Raw genomic sequence first — 21283 nt, 5'->3', positions numbered from 1 at the left:
TTATAGTCTTACATCGATTTGCGTTCGAATGGGTTCTTCTTTAGAGATCCCAAGATATTTTAGCGTTTCAGAAGGACTTGAATGGTTGAAGTGTCTTTGTAAAAGAGATATGGCAACTCCTCGTTTGTATGCATGATATCCAAACGTTTTTCGCATGGAGTTTGTACCGATCTTACCTGTTATGCCAACTTGCCCCGCGGCTTGATGAATCACTCGATAGGCCTGCTGACGCGTAATAGGCAGCTTCGTTTTTTTGGATAAAAACAAATAATCATCACTCTTAAGGTTCGTGCAATGAATGTATTGCAAAAGTACTTTTTTTACCGTTTCATTCAGAAAAACTTCCTTAACTCCTTCTTTTGTCGGTAAGGAATAATAATCGTTTATTGCTGCTTGATCAGTAAGAAGGTCCTCCACCTTGATTGAAAGCAATTCAGTCACTTTCAGTCCAGTGTTTATACCCAAAACAAAAAGCACGTAATCCCGCTCAGAATTCTTCTTTAAATAGCGTTTAATCGCGTTGATTTGTTTGATATCCCTCAAAGCTTCAACATATTCCATCTAAAAATCCACCTTGTATGATGTTACTTAATACTATTCTATCAAAGGATTATGTAACATTAAAAATATATGCTCACAGATAGACATATATAATATGTACATTTTTTCAAAAATAAAAAACCTCCCAGCTTCAGGAGGCACTCTATGCATTTAAAAAGATTCTATATGTTCTTCCTGAATCATAATTAACTCTACTTGGGGATATGCTCTTTGGATCTTCTTTGCAAAATTTTCAACACCAAATATTTCTGTATAGGTGTGGCTTCCTACATATAAATGGATGCCTACAAATTTTGCATATTGAACAGAGTACAGTGTTCGTTCCCCTGTTATAAATGCATCACATCCTTGTTCTTTAGCGTATCGAATAAGTGCTGAGTTGTTGCCTGCACCTGTTAGTATCGCTACCTTTTTCACAGGGCGATTATGATTTTCCCAAGCTTTCACAGGTTCATTCAGTACATGTTCAAGTCGTTTGTGAAGCTCTTTAAAAGATAAAGCTGAATGAAAAATACCGATACCCGGGAACTCTTTATTATCTCTAAAACTTGAATTACTCGTAATCTCATCAATTGCAATCTTTTCGAACAATGCCGTACTCGTCCCAAACTCTACAAAATCAAGAGGCGAGTGAGTGAAGTAATGTGAGATCTGATGATTCTTCAATTTCTCCACACATACTTCTCTCATGCCGTACACAAAATCCCATGCATCATGATGCGTAATGAAGAGATCTGCACCACTTTCCGCTGCTTTTTCAACGGTTTCAGGTGTTAGATTTGTCGCATATGCTATTTTTTCAATTTCTTTTTCTGCTTTATAGGTAAAACCATATTCCCCATCATCTTTAAACACCTTCAGCCATTCCCCGAATAGTTCCGGCAACAGTTCCTCAAAATCACTCGTCTTCATATTTGTGTCTCCTATCTTTCTATTTCACTCATTATTACACATTTTTCCATTCCAAACCATAAGAAAAGTCCTGTGCTTTTTCTGCACAAGACCAACCAAAGGTATATTTTTATTTCACTTCATCCTCTAACGAATGCTCAAGGTGCTTCATTAGATCGTAATAATCATCTGGTCTTTGAAACTGATCAACGGACCAATGCTGTTTAATCCACTGAGCTACTTCACTGGCACTGTTGAACACTTCACCTGTTGTGTCGCTATCTCTGACTGTAAAGACCATATTGTCGTAATCGACTGTAACGTCACATGGAAACTTACCGTCTTTCTTATACAGCGAATATTCCACCTCTCCCGCCTCCTCAAAATTACTTTCTTACAGAAGTAATACCCTCTTCTCTTCCTTTTTATGACACTTCCTTTGAGAACTTTTCTTATCAGGTATAAAACGCTTGCCCTACGTTCATTCTGATAAATGAATGAATTTCTTAAGGAGTGATTTTGGATGAGTAAAGATAAACAACGAGAAAAGAGAACAGTTTCTGCCTTAGAAAATAAGGAGCGCGGAGAATCAGTGGATAAGCATCAAATACTTGAAGACGCTAATCTTTATTTAAACGAAGGCGAGATCAGCCAGCAGAACAATAATTTATAAGGAGGAGTAACCATGCAAAGTTTGATGATAAAAATCTTAGGAATTCCTTTAGCTCTTATTCTAGCTAATTTTCTTTTTAAAAGTGTTGATTTTCAGTTTGTTCAGCCCTTTATTTGGATAACGGCAGTATTGGCTCCTATAGGAGTGCTGATGGAATATATCATGGTCCCGCGCATTTCTTATAACAAACAACTAGCCGTTGATTTTGCATCCACTTTTATTCTTGTATACCTCCTAGGTTTAATACTCCCTGGAGTCAGTATTTCTCTTTGGGGAGCATTACTGGTTGCCATTATTATTACTTTAATGGAAGCGTTGGTTCATAAACATTTGATCTCGGACCACCTTGACCACTCGTACCGCTAAAAAAACGTGATTATCTCGAATTCCGAGGTAATCACGTTTTTCTTCTTTTATTTTTCGCAAATATACACAAAAGCTGGCGGGAAATTTTTAATCACAAATGAAATATCCACTGTTTTAAAATAGCGCTGAAAGGTCTTCTTCATTTGAGTCGTGTACTGAAATGCTACTAAAATTCCTCCTGGTCTGAGGGAGCGATACACTTCCTCGACAATTTCAAGACGCGTACTTTTATGAAAATTAGTGAAAGGCAGACCAGAAAAAACCGCGTCAAGTTCACCTTCGCACTTATTGATACTTCTTAAGATCTCACGAGCATCTTCATATACCAGGATTTCAGGAAGTTGGCTTTGAAGCTTCTCTCTCATCTCTTCGTCTTTTTCAAACACGTGAAGGTTTGTTCCAGGCTGCATGGATCGAATGATTTCCTTCGTGATCACCCCTGTACCTGCACCGAGTTCAGCTGCTTCACTTATATTTTCCCAGCTTATGTTATCAGTCATTTTTTTGGCTAAGGATACAGAGCTTGGAAAAAGGCTTCCGATCTGCATGGGAGATTGTATAAATTTTTGGATAAATAGGGAGGATCCGCCTTCCATACTCAACACCTTCTTTAATTCCGATTATTTCAATCGACTTTATCTATAATATTCAAAAAAGAAAATGTTGTGAGTTGGTTCTTGGGTAGCTGAACCTGTTTATGCTTATTTTTTGTTTATTTAGCTTTGCTAAAGGGAATATTTTATTTGGTATGAACACTTATTTTGCTGAGTCTTTACCTGCAGTTTTATAATACGGACCAGACAATATTCTAAAAAGACGAGTACATATGCGTTTATCTGGTAAAAAATTATAATTGAAATGCATGTAAGGTTTTGTTACATTTAAAAATGGTGTACAGCTGAGATAGACATAAGATTAAATGAGGTGTATGGAATGGATTGGATTAACAATCTGATAGGAAGCGTCAACAATTACTTATGGTCGTATATTTTGATTGTGATGTTAATTGGACTCGGTATTTATTTTACGGTACGTACAAAATTCGTACAGTTCCGTATGTTTGGTGAAATGGTTCGATTGTTAGGAGAAGGTGCAAAAGCAGATAAGAAAGGCGTTTCATCGTTTCAAGCTTTTTGCATTAGTACCGCTTCTCGTGTTGGTACAGGGAACTTAGCAGGTGTAGCCCTTGCTATTACTGCAGGAGGTCCAGGTGCTGTGTTCTGGATGTGGCTCATTGCATTGATCGGTTCTGCTTCTGCTTTTGTAGAAAGTACATTAGCTCAAATTTATAAGGTGCGTGATGGAGATGCTTTCCGTGGTGGCCCTGCTTATTACATGGAAAAAGCATTGAACGCACGCTGGATGGGTGTTATTTTCGCGGTCTTGATCTCCATTACTTTCGGACTTGCTTTTAACTCCGTTCAATCCAACACGATTGCGAGTGCATTTGGACAATCTTTTGATATTAAGCCTGTTTACGTAAGTATTTTCTTAGCTGTTGTTACGGCTATCATTATTTTCGGCGGTATAAAAAGAATCGCTAAGGTCTCAGAAGTGATTGTTCCAATCATGGCTGGAATCTATATTTTAATTGCTCTATTTGTTGTGATTACGAATGTTAGTGAACTGCCTTCCGTGTTCAGCATGATCTTCAAGAGTGCATTCGGAATTGAAGAAGTTGCAGGCGGTGCTTTAGGTGCGGCTATGATGAATGGTATTAAACGCGGACTTTTCTCGAATGAAGCAGGTATGGGTAGTGCGCCGAACGCTGCAGCAACAGCGGATGTCAGCCACCCGGTTAAGCAAGGGCTCATTCAATCTCTAGGTGTTTTCGTTGATACCCTTTTGATTTGTTCTTCAACAGCCTTTATTATTTTATTATCAGGTATGTATCGATCAAATGAAGCAGACGGAATTACACTGACGCAAGAAGCCTTAAACACAGTGCTCGGATCATGGGCTGGTCCTTTCCTAGCCATTATCGTATTGCTGTTTGCTTTTAGTTCTGTCGTTGGTAACTATTATTACGGAGAATCCAACATTGAATTCATCACTACGAATAAGATGTGGCTTGTTATCTACCGACTGGCTGTAGTTGCTATGGTAAGTTACGGAGCTATGGCTTCTCTCGACTTTGTTTGGAGTCTAGCTGATTTGTTCATGGGGCTAATGGCTATTATTAACTTAATTGCTATATCACTACTTGGAAAAATCTCATTTGATGCCCTAAGTGATTATCGAAAGCAGAAGAAAGAAGGAAAAGACCCTGTTTTCCGTCCGTCGAGCATCGGGCTTAAGAACACGGAAGCCTGGGGAGAAGATTCTTCAGAGAAGAACTAATTTACGATAAGGAAGACTCTATCTTGGAGTCTTCTTTTTTCTTTTTCAACGGTGATTCGGATGCACCATTCTTAAGAAAAACGTATGATTTATGAAACTTTTTTGGCTGCTAATCGTATGAAATGAGTAAAGCCAAAATAAAAAAACTGGCTATTTAGCCAGTTTGTGTTGTATCACACTACATATTTAAGTTGCTTCTTCTTGTGCAGGCGGGGAAAGTAAATCCTTAAATTGTTGTTCAAGATCCTGCAAAGAAAGCTCGTATAAATGACGTCCATCTGCTGTCTTATAGATGTTATGTAGCAATAGATCAGCTATTAAATTTTCTCTTTTTTGATGGTCCGCTGACACGTTCAATCCCTCCTGTAAATCTCTTCAACATTCTACTTACCCGTAAATGATGGAGAAAAAACTTTTTCAACATTAGTTTATGTTCTAAAATTGTTTATGGTGATGTGAATTGGTAACTTTTATCTCACGTCAACATTACCCGCTTTTGGTTAAATTGTCAATTGTTTCAAGACATAAATTGTCGTCGATACTGTAACAGAATTCATCAGTAATGATGACAATGACATCAACATCATAACGAAAAGGAGAGCTGATATGTTCGAAGGTGGTCTTAACGTAGATTATTTTATTTTATTACTCGCAATCCTTCTGCTTTTAGGCGTCATAACCACGAAGTTCTCTTCTCGGTTTGGTCTGCCTGCCCTTGTTTTATTCATAGGCATCGGAATGCTAGTCGGAAGTGATGGCCTTAATTTCATTTATTTTGATGACCCGCACCTTACCCAGCTGGTCGGAGTACTCGCACTTATTATTATTTTGTTCGAAGGTGGATTACAGACGAAATGGAGCAATGTTAAGCCCATTTTGTACCCTTCTCTTTCCCTCGCTACGTTCGGTGTATTTCTTACCACAGCAGTTGTAGCAGTAGCTGTAAAATTTCTGCTAGATGTCAACTGGCTCGAAGCGTTTCTTTTCGGGTCAATCGTCGGTTCAACTGATGCTGCAGCTGTATTCTCTGTTTTAACCGGAAAGAATGTTAAGGAGAAACTCTCATCGACTCTTGAAGCAGAATCTGGCTCCAATGACCCGATGGCAGTATTTTTAACGATCACATTTATTGAATTACTCACAAAAGATTCAACATCAATTCCTGGCCTTATCTTCTCTTTCTTTTGGCAGATGGGAATGGGAATTGTCTTTGGTTATCTTTTCGGTAAGCTGGCTGTATATGCGATTAACCGTATACAGCTCGAATCAAGCGGCCTTTATCCCGTATTCGCTTTATCGTTTGCGATCCTATCATACGGTGTGACGATGCTTGCTGGTGCGAGTGGATTATTGGCAGTCTATGTAGCAGCCGTTCTTATGGGGAACAACCATTTAACCTATCGGAACTCAATCGTTCGATTTAACGAAGGCTTTGCGTGGATGATGCAGATCCTAATGTTCGCTATCCTAGGTCTTCTCGTTTTCCCTAGTGAATTGTTTCATGTTGGAATTATGATAAAAGGTTTAATTATATCTGTTGTTCTCATTGTGGTCGCGCGTCCGATCGGTGTCTTTTTAAGCATGTATTTCTCTTCTTTTACAACAAAGGAAAAGCTCTTTATCTCTTGGTCAGGACTGAGAGGAGCAGTTCCGATCGTACTCGCAACATTCCCATTGATCGCAGGTGTTGAAAACAGTCAATTATTGTTTAATCTTGTGTTTTTCGTTGTTCTTACTTCTGCTTTAATTCAAGGTTCTACCATCCCATGGGTGGCTCAAAAACTAAAATTAACAGAAAAAGAAAAACCAACATCACCGCATGTCTTGGAGCTAGTTTCGATCGGGAAAGCAAACGCGGAGATTGTGGAATTCTTCGTTCCTGATAACGCGAAGATTATTGGACAATCACTTGAAGAGCTGACCTTTCCGAAAGAGTCCATTATAAGTGCCATGATTAGAGGAGATGAACTGATTACACCAACTGGTAAAACAAAGATATTTGCTCATGACATCCTCTATATCATGGCTAATAAAAATAAACTGAAGAAGCTAACAGATTACTTATCTGAACAAAACGTGGAAAAAAATTCGTCGATGTGAAGATGATCACGGGAAAAATGACATGCATCACGGAAAAACTTGTGTGAATCAAGGAAAAAACACGACATATCACGGAAAAAACATCTTAAATCACGGAATTTCATAAGCCACAATAAAAGCCGGGGACAATAATCCCCGGCTTTTCCTTTATTATGCTCCTTTTTCCACATTCACTTGGTGAGGATATGGAATTTCAATGCCATTCGCATCCAGTGCTTCTTTCATTGCCTTACGTAATTCGCGTTCAACAGCCCACTGTTCACCGTTAATTGTTTTTGAAATCACACGGATTACAACATCTGATGAACCGAGCGTCTGAACACCCAGCACATTCGGTCCTTCCATAATGCTAGGCATTTTTTCTTTGACTTTGTCACAAGCTTCCTGAAGTACGACGATTGCTTTATCAATGTTCTCCTCATAAGCGATGCTAATATCAACAAGTGCACGCATGTTACCACGTGAATGGTTGGCGATCGTACTGATCTCACGGTTTGGCATGTAGGAAAGGGTACCATCAAATGCACGTATGTGCGTTGTTCGTAATCCCACTTCCTCTACGATTCCATCCACACCTCCAATTGTTACATAGTCCCCTACTTCCATCTGCTTTTCGAGCAGAATAAAGAATCCCGTTACAACATCACTAACTAATCCTTGTGCTCCAAAACCGATTGCTAAGCCAACAACCCCGGCACCCGCAATCAGGGTCCCAATCTCTAAACCGAACTGCTTAAACAGAATACCTGCAAAAACAAAGATCAGAACGTAAGAGAATAGGTTCACGACAAGCTTTTGCAGTGTAATGATACGGCCCGTAGACATTTTTCGGTGCGAAGCCGCTTTATCAAACATACGGTTGATCACACGTCTGCCGATGGAGCGAATCACTATAAACATAACGATAATCAGTAAAAATTTTGCAGCCCATAAGCCAACTGAAAGCATCAGCTCAGCCCAATTTATTTTTTCAAACCATTTTCCCCATTTATCCAAAAAAAACCACTCCCACTATGTACGATAGAATAGTATCTATTGTACAAAGCTTGGAGCGTCTTTTCAATCTTAAACCAAAAATTATGGCGCCATAACAGGTGAACGGTCGATTTTAAAGCCCATATCTTCCAGCATCTGATGGTCTTCTGTTGATTCTTGTCCAGCAGTCGTAAGATAATCTCCTACAAATATGGAGTTTGCGGCATAAAGTCCAAGTGGCTGCAAACTTCTTAAATTCACTTCGCGTCCCCCTGAAATACGAATTTCTTTTGAAGGATTAATATAACGGAATAACGCCAGAACCTTTAAGCAGTATCGTGGATCCAACTCGTCTGTACCCTCAAGCGGAGTTCCATCGATTGCATGCAAAAAGTTCACTGGAATTGAATCCGCATCTAACACTTTAAGACTTCTTGCCATATCGATGACATCCTGCTTCGTTTCTTTCATGCCGACGATAACACCCGAACAAGGCGAGATGCCGCTTTCTTTTACAACATTTACCGTGTTGACTCGATCGTCATATGTATGTGATGTCGTAATATTCTCGTGATTGCGCGCAGAAGTGTTTAGGTTGTGATTGTAGCGGTCAACACCTGCTTCTTTTAAACGAGCTGCCTGTTCTGGCTTCAAGATGCCGAGGCATGCACAAACTTTTAATCCGTATGTATCTTTGATCTCTTTAACAGCCTCTACTACTCTATCCACATCGCGGTTTGTTGGTCCTCGTCCGCTCGCAACGATACAGTAGGTTCCGACATTTAGGTTGTATGCTGTCTCAGCACCTTTCACCATCTCGTCTTTATCCATCATCCTATACGTCTCGATCGGAGCGGTTGATACGATAGATTGCGAGCAATACCCACAATTTTCTGGGCATGCACCTGATTTTGTATTGATGATCATATTAAGTTTTACTAGATTTCCGTAATAATGTTTTCGAATTTGATACGCACCGTGGAGCAACAAGAGCAGATCTTCATCTGGACATTCTAAAACAGAAAGAGCTTCTTCGTTTGAGAGTTCTTCTCCGTTCAATACCTTTTCAGCGAGTGCACTCCAAATCATCGTATGTCCTCCTTATTATGATGCGTGTCTTGTGTGATGTGACATTGACTTTTTACGTGCAAGGTTTATACGAGGAGCAAGCATGCCAGCACAGACTCCTAGAATAATATCTTTTGGCAGCGGAACCATCATCCATGCCCAAGCCATGGAATAGGTGAACCCTTCTGGTGCATCTGCCCACATTTTATACGCCATGAACATCAAGTTTGTCCCTACTGCATAGTTGATCGCAGTACCAACTAGTGTTGCGACTACATAAGACACCTTACCGCCATTCTTCTCAATGATTAGTCCTGTTACATAGGCTACTAGAATAAAAGATAATAGAAATCCGAAAGTCGGGCTTACAACAGTCGCAAAACCACCTTTAAACTGGGCGAACACCGGTGCTCCGACCAAACCAACTACTACATAGACGCTCATTGCGATCGCACCTAATCTGCTTCCTAAAAGTGCCCCGGCAAGGATACAGAAAAACGTTTGCAAGGTAATCGGTACTCCTCCTACAACCATGAACGGAAAGATGGTCGTAATGTTTGCACCAATTGCCATGAGGGCAACAAACATTCCAATCAATGTAATGTCAATCGTCTTTAAACCGTTTTTTCGTGCTGTCATTTTAACTACCTCCAAATGTTTATAAGGACTTTATAAAATTAAGAATATCGAAGGTTTTCATTTGCGTCAACTTGAATTATTTTTTAGTTAACATATAAAAGAGAAAGAAACCACTCTATTGGCTAGAATGGTTTGTTAACTTGCTGTTTAAGTTTTTGAAGAAGTTGATCGTCTAAGCCTGCATACACCGTATTGTTCTCAATGTTCTTTTGTAAGTTTTCAATCGTGTAGCTCTGCCAATCTTCAAGTTTGTCCATGTCCCATACTTGTAAAAAAAGAACATATAAAAAAAGTTCACGAAGCTTAAGAAAATAAGGTAAATGATCTACCGTATTTCGTGTCAGTTTATTTGCCTCCGAATAACCATTTAAGAAGTGAGTAAGAAACTCTGTGATAAATTCATCTTCTTTTGTGTTAAAAGAGGTGTGCTGCCAATAGGCATGATAAAAGGCAACAGCTATATCATACGCATAATAAAAATAAGCACTGTCATCAAAATCAAATAGCGTAATATTGCATCCGTTCACAAAAAAGTTCCCCTGGTGGAAATCGTTATGAATCAGTCCATAATGATGTTTATCGACAGGCATACGCATCATTTGTTGCATTAATTCATGATACTTCTTCTTACATAAATCAGAAGGTAGCCTCTTAAAAAGTTCATGGTTATAGGGTTGTTCGTGACTCCAATAGAGTCTGTTTGGATTTCCTTTAATACCCTTATATTGCCTCCCAGCATGATGAACCTGCCCCAATAATCTCCCCCACCGATGAAAAAAATCATTGTTCCACTGATTTGGATTTTGAAGATTTACAAGTCCACCTTCTGCTTTTTCAAATACTGTGATATAAAAATCACTAACTTCTTCAATAAAGAGATGATTACCTGATTTGACTGCTCCGCTAACAGACACTCCACTACTTTTTAAAAATTGAATCCAAGATATCTCCTCATGCAGCTCCTCTTTCGTTCGTTTTCTCTTTGGTGTTAGCCGCATTATGTAATTACGATTGCTTTTACTATAAACAAATACTTTATTTTGAAACCCTCCTGAAACCGAACATAAATCATCTGATGTTATACCATAACATTCCGCAGCTTTCTTAAGAACGGTATGGTTTAGTTGCTGCTGCTTCATATTTTCACCTGTTCTTATTTTATCATTCCTTACTCATAGTTCTATAAAAAGCTTTGTTCTCCCTTCCGGCAATATCGGCAATTGACGAAAATCGTTTAAATATTTTTATGCGCGGAATTATTTCCAATTACCTTGGATAAAAATTCAATTACCGCGGATAAAAAATGGATTACCGTGGAATTATTCTTCTCACGCAAAAAAACTGGCCACAGGGATAGTTTCGTTATCCCTAAAAGCCAGTTTTTCATCAAATATGCTATTTGTCTCCTGTAAACTTAATTCCTTTTACAAAATATCGGTTAAAGAATGCGTAAAGAACGAGAATTGGCAGTGTAAAGACCATGGATGCTGCCATGATGTAGTTCCAAAACGAGATGAATTGTCCTTTGAACGAGTTTAATCCGAGCGGCAGCGTGAACATATCTTGATCTGACAAGATGATTAACGGTCTCATAAAGTCGTTCCAGAACGCCATGAACACAAAGATCGTTTGCGCCGCAAGTGCCGGCTTTGCAAGCGGCAATACGATGCGGAAAAAGGTTCCGAAACGACCTAGTCCATCGATTGCTGCAGCTTCTTCCACTTCTTTTGGAAAATTGATAAAGAACTGTCTCATCATGAAGATGAACGTCGCGTTCACCGCACCTGGAATGATCATCCCCTGATAGGAGTTTAGCCATCCGAGTTCTTTTAGAATTAAGAAGTTTGGTATAAGCGTCACTTGAAATGGAATCATCAATACTGCCAAAATCATCAGGAAGATGCTCTTTTTTCCTGGAAAGCTAAGTCTTGCGAGCGCGTATCCAGCCATGGAGTTGAAAAGTAAATTCAGCAGTGTTCCAATTGTAGCAATGAACAAACTATTAAACAGCCATCTTCCGAATAAAGGTTCTCTCGTAAAGATTTGTTTGTAGTTATCAAGCGTAAAATCTTTCGGTATAAAATTGATCGATCCGCTCACGATTTCACCTAGTGTTTTAAAAGAAGAGGACAGAGCCCATAAAAACGGAATAACGGTGATGATCGCGTATACAATCAATATGACATATAAAGCTTTTCTTCCAGCCGATCGTTTTTTCATGGTATCCCCTCCTTAGTAAAGTGATTCTTCTTTTGAAAATTTGCGCTGCAAAAGTGTAGCGACAAGGATAATAATGGCAAGCATGAAAGCGATCGCAGTTGCATAGCCCATCGTACCAAGTGTCTTGAACGCATATTGATAGATTAATAGTACAACCGTCAAGGTCGAGTTGTTTGGTCCACCTGATCCGCCTGAGAATATATACGATTGGTCGAATAGCTGGAATGTTCCAATCAGCCCCATAATGACAACGAATGATGTTACGGGTCGTAAGTTTGGCACTGTTATGTGCCAGAACTTTTGAATCGGACCCGCCCCATCCAGTTCAGCTGCTTCGTAATGGCTGTCTGGAATGTCTTGAAGAGCTGCCAGATAGATAACCATAAAAAACGGAGCCGTTGCCCAAATATTCATAATCATGATAGCGATCAAAGCGACATCCGGGTCACCAATCCAATTATAGGTCGGCAAGTTCAAGAATTTTAACACGTAATTGATCAAACCGTTCTGATTGTACATCCACATAAAAATCAGCGTAAGTACAGCTGAGGATGTTAGTGTCGGTAAAAAGTAGACGATTCGGAAAAACTTTTGTCCCTTTAGCCCCGCGTTGAGTGATGATGCCAGGACTAGCGCTAGAAAAGTCTGTGTCGGCACAACGATTGCCACATAAATCGCCGTATTCTTTAATGCAATAATCGCCCGGTCATCAAATGTTACTTTCATGAAGTTATCCAATCCCCGAAATTCATAGCTCGCCCCGCCGATCAGCTCAACCTTATGAAACGACAGGAAGACCGCATACAGGATAGGAGCTATGACAAAGACACCTAACACGAGGAGTGCAGGAAGCAGGAAAAGATAGCCTTGTCCTGCTTCTCTTCTCTCTTTTTTGGAAAACATCTTCACGTTGTTCACCTCTTTCCTTTGCATTATTCCGTAACTTTTATTTCTCTGTTCGCTTGTTTTTCAGCATCCTTTAACGCTTCCTTCAGCGGACGGTCACCCAAGTATGCGCTTAGAAACTGGTTATTAAAGTTATTCATGACAATCGGTAACGTTGGACCGTCCTGCCAAACCGTTGCGTACTCTGCGCCGCTAACGAGTGACCCACGAAGTTCGTCTGAATCATATCCCAACTCTGCTGCAACTGATTTTCTCGTTGGTAGAGCAAAACCTTTACTTGTCCATTTTTCCATGCCTTCTTTTCCGGTCAGGTATTGAATCAGTTCCCAAGACTCCTTTTTGTGCTCGGATTCTGCATTCATCGCGTAGCCTACTGTAAAAGACATCGTACCTTTCTTTCCATTTACAGTCGGCAGTTCAGCCGTTCCATAGTCTAGATCAGGGAACGTATCTTCTAGAAACGGAATGTTCCAGTTCCCTTCCATGACCATTGCCGCTTTACCTCTTCCGAACATCTCACCTGCCGATTGCCCTGCTCCTACTTCTGAAGGTGAAGCTGCCGTCTTGTCCTTAACGTGCATATCAACAACTGGCTGAATAGCGTCAACCACCTTATCGTCTGCAAACGTAGCGCGACCATCTGTGATCACTTCTCCACCACGTGACTCAGCCATATAATACATTCGCTCGATTTGCGGAAGCATGCCAAGTCCATATACCTGCTTTTCATGATCTGTCAGCTTTATTGCGATTTTCTCCATCTCTTCCCACGTCTTAGGAGGCTCTTTGATTCCTGCTTCTTTAAACATTTTTTTATTATAAAAAAGAGCTAAAGTTGAATAATCTTTTGGCAAACCGTATAACTCTTCGTCATTTTTAAATGCGTCAAGCATCGGTTTTTCAAAATCATCAAGATCAAAATCTTCGGTTACATATTTATTAAGGGGTTCAACAGCACCCGTTTCAATTAAGGCAGGGGCTTCGAATGCATCGAGATAAAATACATCAGCCGCCGTGCCGCCTATTAGACGAGTCTTCAGTACATCCATATATTGATCACTGATCGTATTCAGTTTTACGTCGATATGCGGATGCTCTTTTTCAAAGTCAGCTAGCACTTCATTCAATAGCTTTTGCTCTGTCGGATTTCCTCCCCATCCGCTAAGAACGATCTCGGTTTTACCTGAACTACTGTTTTCTTCATTTCCACAACCAGAAAGAATCGTTGTTAAAAGGAGTGAAGATAACCCAAATGCAGACAGCCACTTTTTACGTTTCATTTTTTAAGCTCCCTTCTTCAACTAAGTAAGTGAGGCTCTCAATTATTGAACAACATCATATCCCGTTGTATTTTCTAAAATGGTTACCATTGTTTTTGACCCATCTCTCTGAACATCAACCGAAAGATAGCCTTCACCAATCTTGATACGCTCTACTTTTAGGACATTCATATTTTCCAGCAGCTGTGGAGAAAGTTGGATTACTTTGTTTAAGCTATCAGGAAACAATCCGAGAAGCGCTTGAATAAATACAAGCGGCGTTCCTGCAGCCCAAGCTTGTGGTGAACAGGCTACGGGATATTTTACAGCTCGTCCGATCTTAGAATCGTATCCGCAAAAAAGCTCAGGAAGTCTGTCATATTCAAAATGATTTGCCGCTTCAATCAACCCGTTAATGACTAGGTTTGCTTCATCCTGGTGTTTAAGCTTACTCATCCCAAGCAGAATCATACTGTTATCATGCGGCCAGATGCTTCCGTCGTGATAACTCATCGGATTGTAACCTGCCTCTCCTTCAGCCATTGTGCGAATTCCATATCCTGAGAAGAAAACGGGATCCACAAGCTTTTCCATCACTTTTTCAGCTTTATCTTCCTCAAGCATCTCAGCAAAAAGCACATGGCCAGGGTTGGTTGTTAATGTACCTACTTGCTGTTTATCTTTATCTAACGCAATGGCATGGAACTGTTGATCCTCCATCCAAAACTTCTCGTCATACCGTTTCTTTAATTTATCTGCTTGTCCACGAAGTCTATTAGCTTCCTCTCTTTTCCCTTGTGCTTCAAAAATGGCTGCAACACCTAATTTTGCTTGATAGACATACCCTTGAACTTCAGAAAGTGCGATAGGCGTTTCAGCATAATCACCGTTTCGATGAACGATAGAATCACCTGAGTCCTTCCAGCCTTGGTTCGCTATTCCCTTGCTCGATTCTTGATGATACTCTACAAAACCATCACCATCACGGTCTCCATATTCGTCGATCCAGTTCAGTGCAGCTTCAATATTTGGCAAAAGCTGTTCTGCAAGTGTTAAATCACCTGTCCACTTTGTGTATTCAGATAACAGAACTATAAAGAGCGGTGTCGCATCAATGGTTCCGTAATAGGGCGTAAATGGAATTTGGTTTGTTGCTGCAAGTTCACCGTAACGGATTTCGTGCATGATTTTACCTGGTTGTTCATCACGCCATGGATCTACTTTTGTTCCTTGCTGTGAAGCCATCGTTAACAATGTTCCTTTTGCGATTTCAGGATTAAAGGCAAGCATTTGAAGGGCTGCGATCAAGCTGTCTCTGCCAAACGGAACACCAAACCAAGGCAGACCTGCAACAGGAAATGACCCATGTCCGATATCTGTTAAAAGAACACGAAGGTCCATAATTCCACGGTCGACCAAGCGTTGAAGCGGCTTATAATCTGTCTCCACTCGTGTTGTATCAGCTCCCCACTTTTCGTATGAAGAGTGCAGGTTTTGGAGTGCTGTTTCTGGATGGATCACAACTCCTGATTCACCGTTGATTTCAGGAGAAACAGATAGTGTTACAGACTGTGCTTCCCCATGTTCGAGTTGGAACTGAAAAGCAATGTCTCCATCTTTATTGACTGATTTGGCTTCTCGATTCCATTGAATTTTTGTTGCACGTTCTACATCATCTGATCCTTTATAAAAATAATTTAACGATGTTTTAGTAGCTTCTTCCCCAGTACGGCTTCCAACTTCTCCTGATTGAAACCCTCTTACGATGAACATATCTGTAAAATCAGCGTCTACATGAATACTAATCTCAAACTCTACTGGTTTTGGATAATAGTTTTTAACTTGAAGTGTTTCGTACAAAACGCCGTCATAAATTAAGCGCTTTCTTTCTATTTCAACGGATTCCCTCCATAAAATCAGTTCACCGTTTTCTTCCATATGCGGATTTGTCAGCAAAATTTTCGCCATATAATTTTCATCTGCAGAAGAAGATAAAAGAATAGGATCCTGTCCATTGATCTTGACATCAAACTTGCTTAAAAAACGTGTGTCTTTCGTGTATAGACCGAGTCCATAGTCATTTTCTCTTGGAATATTGCCTTTATCGTCTGTTAAAAAAAATAAATCATTCTCTTTAATCACGCGGTAATTCATCGTTCGTTTCCCCCTGCTCTCTCCATTTTTGATTTTCCAAAACGTTTTCGGTCACGACCTAATGAAAAACCACTATCCGTGGTTTTCTGTTGTTGATTCTCTTTTAATAAATTCAGTAGGAAGCACTTTACTTTTTTCAGCCGTCTTCCCTTCTAGTATATTTGTTAACAGAACCGTTGCTTCAACTCCTAGCTGATAACGATTTTGAGCGACTGTCGATAGTGATGGTGTACAGTAAGAAGATAAAATAATGTTATCAAACCCGACAATCGATAGATTATCAGGAAGATTTTTCCCAAGCTGCTTTGCTGCACGTATCGCTCCCATCGCCATTAGATCACTTGCACAAAATAACGCTGTGATCTCGGGATGTTTTTGGAGGAGATTTGTTGTAACTTGTTCTGCGGTTTCCTCTAAGAAAGCACCGTCCACTACATAATTTTCGTTAAACCGAATGCCATTTTTCCCTAGTGCTTTTTTGTACCCTTCTAATCGTTCCTGACTGACAAAAGCCTGACTATGCCCATTGACCATTCCTATGTTGCGGTGTCCGAGCTTTGTCAGATGCTCTACTGCGGTCTTAGCCCCAGCAATATTATCCGTTGTGACATATCCAACGGAATCACTTTCCATCGGAACATCAATTAAGATGCATGCGATCTCACTGTTTAATACTTCATCTAAATACGGATCATCTGTTTTGATTCCTTGCAGGATTACACCTTCTACTTTTCTTTCTTTACAAAGTTGCTTATATGTTTTCTCCTGCTGTTTTTTTGAATCCGTACTGATCAAAACGAGCTCATATCCAAGCTCACCTGCACAATCATTGACACCGCATAACACTTCAAACGTAAAGTTGTCTTTACTGCCCTCAATCCGAAGTCCTGAAACGAGAAGTCCAATGGTTTTTGTCTTTTTCATCACAAGACTTCGTGCCAATAAGTTAGGACTGTAACTCAGTTCTTGTGCAATCTGCTTAATCCGTTCTCTTGTTTTTTCATTTACATCAGAGTACCCGTTCAACGCTCTCGAAACCGTTGTAACCGATACACCTGCTTTTTTAGCGACATCTCTAATCGTGGCCATTTTAAATCCTCCAAAACGTTTCGGATATGATTAGTTGTTATCTTAACGTGTTTTGTACACGCTTTCAAGTATAAAGTTTAAAAAGGCTTTTTTGTTATACAATGTGGTTTTTTTGTGGGTGGTTGATCTCCGCTCCAGATGCTCGCTTTCCGCGGGGCAGGCGGTGCGCCCCTTGCCGCTTTGCGCCCTTAAGGGTCTCACCTGACCGTTTGTCCCGCAGGAGTCTCGCATCTTGCGCTCCAATCAACTTGGCATATGAAGAAATACAAAAAAACGCACGATAGATAAACTTTTGGTAAATAATGCAAAAATTTTAATAATAAACTCTAATGATATGGCCTTAGAATACACCTGTTTCTATAGGTAATAATGACAAATTGTTCAAAATAAAAAACCTGTGATAAGCCAATGGATGACTCAGCACAGGTTTTATTGAACCTACTTCGTTTCTTCTACTTTCTCATGATGAACTTCTTCTGTTTGATCGAATGGTTCTGTTGAGATTTCTTTCACTTGCTCTTCTTTCCACGATTGTTTTTCATTGTGAATCTGGTGCAGCTTTTTAACTTGACGCTGCAGTTGAATGACTTTAATCAGTCCGAATAAACCAACTGATAGACCGCCGATTACGGCTGAGCCTAAAATAACGAGAACCAAAGGCCATGTAGCTGTTCCAAAAAGATAGTTGATCTCAACATCACCAACATTAATGACTGCAAACGTTGCAATAATCAATGCAAAGATAAAACCGAATAACAGATACAATTGCATTTTCATTATTATCACCTCATTGTTATCTATTCCCGTAATTACAGGAAATTCACTTGATGTACAATTTTTTTTATTGTTAGATTTGAGCGATCAAGATTTCGGGTATCCTTCTTAACAAGGTGGTGTTAGATTTGACGATAAAAGCCTATATTTATGATGCATATGGCACCCTTTTCGATGTCCATTCGGTAACTGAAAAAGCAGAATTTCTTTTTAAAGGTCACGGAAAAGAGATCAGTGAAGAATGGAGAAAAAAACAGGTGGAGTACTTTATGCTTCACCAACTCACTGAACGTTATATCCCTTTTTCTGAAATCACGCGCAACGCTCTTTTATATACTTTAAAAAAATTATCTCTGCCATGCAATGAAGATGCTCTTGATCATTTAATGACGGCTTATTTAGAACTTCAAACGTATGAAGACGTTCACGAAACACTTCAGCAACTTCAGAACTCTGATGTGAAGCAACTTATTTACTCGAACGGGACAAATGACATGCTACAGCCATTGGTAAAGAAGCGAAAACTAGATGGTTTGTTACATGTTTTGTCTGTAGATGACATCAAACAATATAAACCCTCTCCTGCTGCATACAAGTATGCTCATGAAGAGCTTGGTGTAAACCGAGATGAAGTTCTTTTTATGAGCTCTAACTTTTGGGACATAACCGGTGCCGCATCCTATGGTTTTAAGACGGCATGGATTAATCGAGCAAAACTACCCTTGGATTTACTGGGTATAAAACCTGATTTCGAATTCAGAAATCTATCCGAACTTTTAGAGCATAAAACAAAGCGGTCTTCTCAATGAAGGCTGCTATTATTTGTTCTCTGTTTTATTAGGTGAGGTAAAGAAATAATCTGTATGAATAATTTACAAATTAAAAAGTTTCACTATGATCGACTTTTTCTCTTCCAGCTCTTTTTCTTGATCTTCTGATGTTGGGATTTGTACCCTCTCAATACCATGTATCAAAGGTTCTGCCATTGTTTCAGAAAACTGAATGTGAGGGACTACCCATCCGATCTCTTCTTTTCTCACCCTAACCCAAACATCTTTCTGACATTCTTCACAGTTCTTCATGTTGTAATAGTGAAACTTGTATACATACTCATTGCGGGTTATCTTCCACTGAAACATATCCTTATTCTTAAAAGAATAGGTAGGTTGGTCGCCCTTATTGGTCTCTGAAACAATATCAACATACTTGACCTTTTCTGAATCTGATAACAAACGATATTTCATAGGTTCATTATTTTGTAATTCTGCCTCTCCCCATTCACTAGCCGTTATTTGGGCATAAATCATTGATTGATCAGAACCCGCAAACAATAAAACAAGTAAACTGAAAATCGACCCGACAAATATGACGATTAAGATGAAAGAAAAACTTTTATTTTCCTCTTTCATTTCAAGTTTAAACTCCACTTTGCTGATGCTCATGATCGCTCCTAATTATGGATTTCTACACTCACAACCGTTCTCCATGTTTCTGGTTTATGGCACATCATTGCAGGTGTTAAATAGATTTCTCTGTGACTTTTATTTAGCTTATGACCACTTTGTTCTGCATAATTCAAAACTTCATTCAACGTTTGAGTCGTTTCCCGATAATGTCCGACATGCAGCTTTTGCACACACATCACCGGCTCTGCATGTAAGAGGTTCATTTTAGGAAGATTCCTTTTCAGGCTTTTGGCTACATGAAGTTGTGCTTCATCAAACATCTCGTGGGTGATACAATCCGGTACTTGCATCATTTGTGTAACAAGTGAGTTCTCACCCTTTTTTTCATGCCAAAGAATTTCATGCGGCATTAGTGTAAATTTGTAATCCAAGTTGTTTTTCGTCATTTTTTTTAGCTGGTTCACAACTTTCCAAACCAACCAAGCTTCATCAATAGGCTCAGGCCGACCTGCCCAATCCATACGATAAGCTGTATTCATCTCTTGTGCGATATAACGCATTGCTGGTATTTTACGAACAGAAACAGGACCAGGTTTCATTCGATAAATATCAGAATGAATTTTCCGGTGATCATGAGTCATTATTTTAGTTTTCACGTAAACACCTCTACATTTATATTTGGAAAATTATGATAATATTAGAGTAACACAAAATTTTAGCTTCTTGTTCTTAAAAATAGGCGGGTGCTTCTTTTGAAGAAAAATCTGTTTTTAGGAAGTGTATGCATAGTCGCTTGCTATCTATTGGTACTGCTTTTCATGAACACTTATATAAATAGATTTACGAAAACAGACATAAAAAACACCTGGCTCAATTTGGACCAAGTGTTTTTCGCTATTTACTTACTTACTCATTCTCTCAACGTCCTGCAATCCTTTTGTTAATGTTTCAACGTCTAAATTCTCACCGATAAAAACGAGTCTAAGCGGCATCTTCATAATCTCTTTTTCATAAGATGGCAATCCGTATGAATATTGAAAAAGGTAGATCTGCTGATCCTCGTATTTGATATACCCTTTAATCCGATAAATAGAAGACGGTGCCTCACGCAGCCAATTTTCAAACACGTCTTTTTTTACAGGCCCTTGAAACGTATACATCCACGTTTTCACCTTTAATTTTTCAGCTGTTACAGGTTGATGCTCTGACCGCTCCTTAACCGATAGTGAGAAGAGCTGTGACAATTCAACAATGCTATAGTCTGTTAGTACGTAAGGCGTTCCATCATTCAATCGTTTTGCATCACTTTCAAGCACACTCTTTTGTTCAACAGATAAGCTGCCTGTTTTGTTCCAAATAATAAAATCTGCATGCTTAATTTGTTCGAGCATCAGCATTTTCGCTTGAACATTCATCTTGTCTCGATCTAACCATCTTGTAGCATCCATGATAGAAATAATGCCTGATACATGTAGGTCTTCTAACAAATACGGTGATAAACAGGCATCTAAAACATCAATCGGATGCGCAGCACCCGTCGCTTCAATGATCAGCGTATCTAATTCATTTTCTTTACATAGTGACCAAAGCTGCTTTTCAAGCTGATCAGATAACGAACAACAGATGCATCCGTTTAGCAGTTCTTTTAGCGGCACATCTCCAGGCACCGCATCGGAATCAATGGACACGGTACCAAGTTCATTCATCAATACACCCGTTTTATGATTGTGCGCTTTTTCATATTTTAGCAACTGCTTAAGCAATGTTGTTTTTCCACTGCCTAGAAATCCAGCTAGAATAATTACATTCGTTTTCTTTTTCATCGTACACCTCAAGCTCAATAGGAATTGATTGTTCTATTT

General features: G+C 39.5%; 23 protein-coding genes. 5 read left to right on the top strand and 18 right to left on the bottom strand.

The window, feature by feature from the left end:
• The 3 genes from AWM68_RS03430 to AWM68_RS03420 all read right to left on the bottom strand — a co-directional run bounded on the left by AWM68_RS03430 (nt 1) and on the right by AWM68_RS03420 (nt 1819).
• The gene (locus AWM68_RS03430) at nt 1-561 is read right to left on the bottom strand and encodes a tyrosine-type recombinase/integrase (RefSeq protein ID WP_066236850.1); all 561 of its coding nucleotides are present in this window, start codon (nt 559-561) and stop codon (nt 1-3) included.
• A 150-nt stretch (nt 562-711) separates the two neighbouring features.
• Nucleotides 712-1473, bottom strand: coding sequence for a Nif3-like dinuclear metal center hexameric protein (locus tag AWM68_RS03425; RefSeq protein WP_066236849.1), 762 nt, complete (start codon nt 1471-1473; stop codon nt 712-714).
• A 109-nt stretch (nt 1474-1582) separates the two neighbouring features.
• The gene (locus AWM68_RS03420) at nt 1583-1819 is read right to left on the bottom strand and encodes a hypothetical protein (protein ID WP_066236846.1); all 237 of its coding nucleotides are present in this window, start codon (nt 1817-1819) and stop codon (nt 1583-1585) included.
• A gap of 156 nt (nt 1820-1975) precedes the next feature.
• Here AWM68_RS03420 and AWM68_RS21665 point away from each other — a divergent pair, with 156 nt between their 5' ends.
• Entirely contained in the window at nt 1976-2125 is a 150-nt protein-coding gene (locus tag AWM68_RS21665) for a hypothetical protein (protein WP_197468120.1), read from the top strand.
• Nucleotides 2126-2137: 12 nt separating this feature from the next.
• Entirely contained in the window at nt 2138-2491 is a 354-nt protein-coding gene (locus AWM68_RS03415) for a DUF2512 family protein (protein ID WP_066236844.1), read from the top strand.
• Nucleotides 2492-2538: 47 nt separating this feature from the next.
• On the opposite strand, the gene AWM68_RS03410 is transcribed toward AWM68_RS03415, so the two are convergent.
• Nucleotides 2539-3087, bottom strand: coding sequence for a class I SAM-dependent methyltransferase (locus AWM68_RS03410; RefSeq protein WP_066236842.1), 549 nt, complete (start codon nt 3085-3087; stop codon nt 2539-2541).
• A gap of 337 nt (nt 3088-3424) precedes the next feature.
• On the opposite strand from AWM68_RS03410, the gene AWM68_RS03405 reads away from it, so the two are divergent.
• The gene (locus AWM68_RS03405) at nt 3425-4831 is read left to right on the top strand and encodes an alanine/glycine:cation symporter family protein (RefSeq protein WP_066236840.1); all 1407 of its coding nucleotides are present in this window, start codon (nt 3425-3427) and stop codon (nt 4829-4831) included.
• A 186-nt stretch (nt 4832-5017) separates the two neighbouring features.
• Here the strand turns inward: AWM68_RS03405 and AWM68_RS20955 are convergent, their stop codons facing one another.
• Entirely contained in the window at nt 5018-5182 is a 165-nt protein-coding gene (locus AWM68_RS20955) for a Fur-regulated basic protein FbpA (protein ID WP_231868358.1), read from the bottom strand.
• 255 nt (nt 5183-5437) lie between these two features.
• Between AWM68_RS20955 and AWM68_RS03400 the strand changes: the two genes are divergently transcribed.
• Complete coding sequence (locus tag AWM68_RS03400) at nt 5438-6931, top strand: potassium/proton antiporter (RefSeq protein WP_066236838.1); 1494 nt, start codon at nt 5438-5440, stop codon at nt 6929-6931.
• Nucleotides 6932-7081: 150 nt separating this feature from the next.
• Here AWM68_RS03400 and AWM68_RS03395 read toward each other — a convergent pair whose 3' ends face one another.
• From AWM68_RS03395 to AWM68_RS03350, 10 genes are all read right to left on the bottom strand, one after another.
• Complete coding sequence (locus tag AWM68_RS03395) at nt 7082-7879, bottom strand: mechanosensitive ion channel family protein (protein WP_066237474.1); 798 nt, start codon at nt 7877-7879, stop codon at nt 7082-7084.
• A gap of 129 nt (nt 7880-8008) precedes the next feature.
• Entirely contained in the window at nt 8009-8995 is a 987-nt protein-coding gene (gene bioB / locus AWM68_RS03390) for a biotin synthase BioB (protein ID WP_066236836.1), read from the bottom strand.
• 15 nt (nt 8996-9010) lie between these two features.
• Nucleotides 9011-9613, bottom strand: a complete 603-nt coding sequence (locus AWM68_RS03385) for a biotin transporter BioY (RefSeq protein ID WP_066236834.1) — start codon at nt 9611-9613, stop codon at nt 9011-9013.
• A gap of 122 nt (nt 9614-9735) precedes the next feature.
• Nucleotides 9736-10752, bottom strand: coding sequence for a phosphotransferase enzyme family protein (locus AWM68_RS03380; RefSeq protein WP_066236832.1), 1017 nt, complete (start codon nt 10750-10752; stop codon nt 9736-9738).
• Nucleotides 10753-11008: 256 nt separating this feature from the next.
• Nucleotides 11009-11833 (bottom strand): carbohydrate ABC transporter permease, encoded by an 825-nt coding sequence (locus AWM68_RS03375; protein WP_066236831.1) that lies wholly within the window; start codon nt 11831-11833, stop codon nt 11009-11011.
• Nucleotides 11834-11845: 12 nt separating this feature from the next.
• The gene (locus tag AWM68_RS03370) at nt 11846-12736 is read right to left on the bottom strand and encodes a carbohydrate ABC transporter permease (RefSeq protein ID WP_066237471.1); all 891 of its coding nucleotides are present in this window, start codon (nt 12734-12736) and stop codon (nt 11846-11848) included.
• A 29-nt stretch (nt 12737-12765) separates the two neighbouring features.
• Complete coding sequence (locus AWM68_RS03365; protein ID WP_066236829.1) at nt 12766-14019, bottom strand: ABC transporter substrate-binding protein; 1254 nt, start codon at nt 14017-14019, stop codon at nt 12766-12768.
• Between the two features lie 42 nt (nt 14020-14061).
• A complete protein-coding gene (locus tag AWM68_RS03360; RefSeq protein ID WP_066236828.1) occupies nt 14062-16152 on the bottom strand; it encodes an amylo-alpha-1,6-glucosidase in 2091 nt (696 codons plus the stop codon).
• Between the two features lie 72 nt (nt 16153-16224).
• Nucleotides 16225-17241: a LacI family DNA-binding transcriptional regulator gene (locus AWM68_RS03355; RefSeq protein WP_066236824.1), complete on the bottom strand. Its 1017-nt coding sequence runs from the start codon at nt 17239-17241 to the stop codon at nt 16225-16227.
• Nucleotides 17242-17679: 438 nt separating this feature from the next.
• Nucleotides 17680-18018 carry a LapA family protein gene (locus AWM68_RS03350; protein WP_066236822.1) on the bottom strand — a complete coding sequence of 113 codons (339 nt, stop codon included), beginning with the start codon at nt 18016-18018 and terminating at the stop codon, nt 17680-17682.
• Nucleotides 18019-18143: 125 nt separating this feature from the next.
• Between AWM68_RS03350 and AWM68_RS03345 the strand changes: the two genes are divergently transcribed.
• On the top strand, nt 18144-18824 hold the full coding sequence (locus AWM68_RS03345; RefSeq protein ID WP_066236819.1) for a haloacid dehalogenase type II: 681 nt from the start codon (nt 18144-18146) through the stop codon (nt 18822-18824).
• A 63-nt stretch (nt 18825-18887) separates the two neighbouring features.
• Here the strand turns inward: AWM68_RS03345 and AWM68_RS03340 are convergent, their stop codons facing one another.
• The 3 genes from AWM68_RS03340 to AWM68_RS03330 all read right to left on the bottom strand — a co-directional run bounded on the left by AWM68_RS03340 (nt 18888) and on the right by AWM68_RS03330 (nt 21244).
• Complete coding sequence (locus AWM68_RS03340) at nt 18888-19457, bottom strand: hypothetical protein (RefSeq protein ID WP_066236817.1); 570 nt, start codon at nt 19455-19457, stop codon at nt 18888-18890.
• A gap of 8 nt (nt 19458-19465) precedes the next feature.
• Nucleotides 19466-20077, bottom strand: a complete 612-nt coding sequence (locus tag AWM68_RS03335; RefSeq protein ID WP_066236814.1) for a hypothetical protein — start codon at nt 20075-20077, stop codon at nt 19466-19468.
• Nucleotides 20078-20323: 246 nt separating this feature from the next.
• Nucleotides 20324-21244 carry a CobW family GTP-binding protein gene (locus tag AWM68_RS03330; protein WP_066236813.1) on the bottom strand — a complete coding sequence of 307 codons (921 nt, stop codon included), beginning with the start codon at nt 21242-21244 and terminating at the stop codon, nt 20324-20326.
• Nucleotides 21245-21283 lie beyond the last annotated feature (39 nt).

It is taken from the genome of Fictibacillus phosphorivorans, assembly GCF_001619875.1.
Taxonomy (GTDB): Bacteria; Bacillota; Bacilli; order Bacillales; family Fictibacillaceae; genus Fictibacillus; species Fictibacillus phosphorivorans_B.
This window is presented reverse-complemented; position numbering and strand designations above follow the sequence as displayed.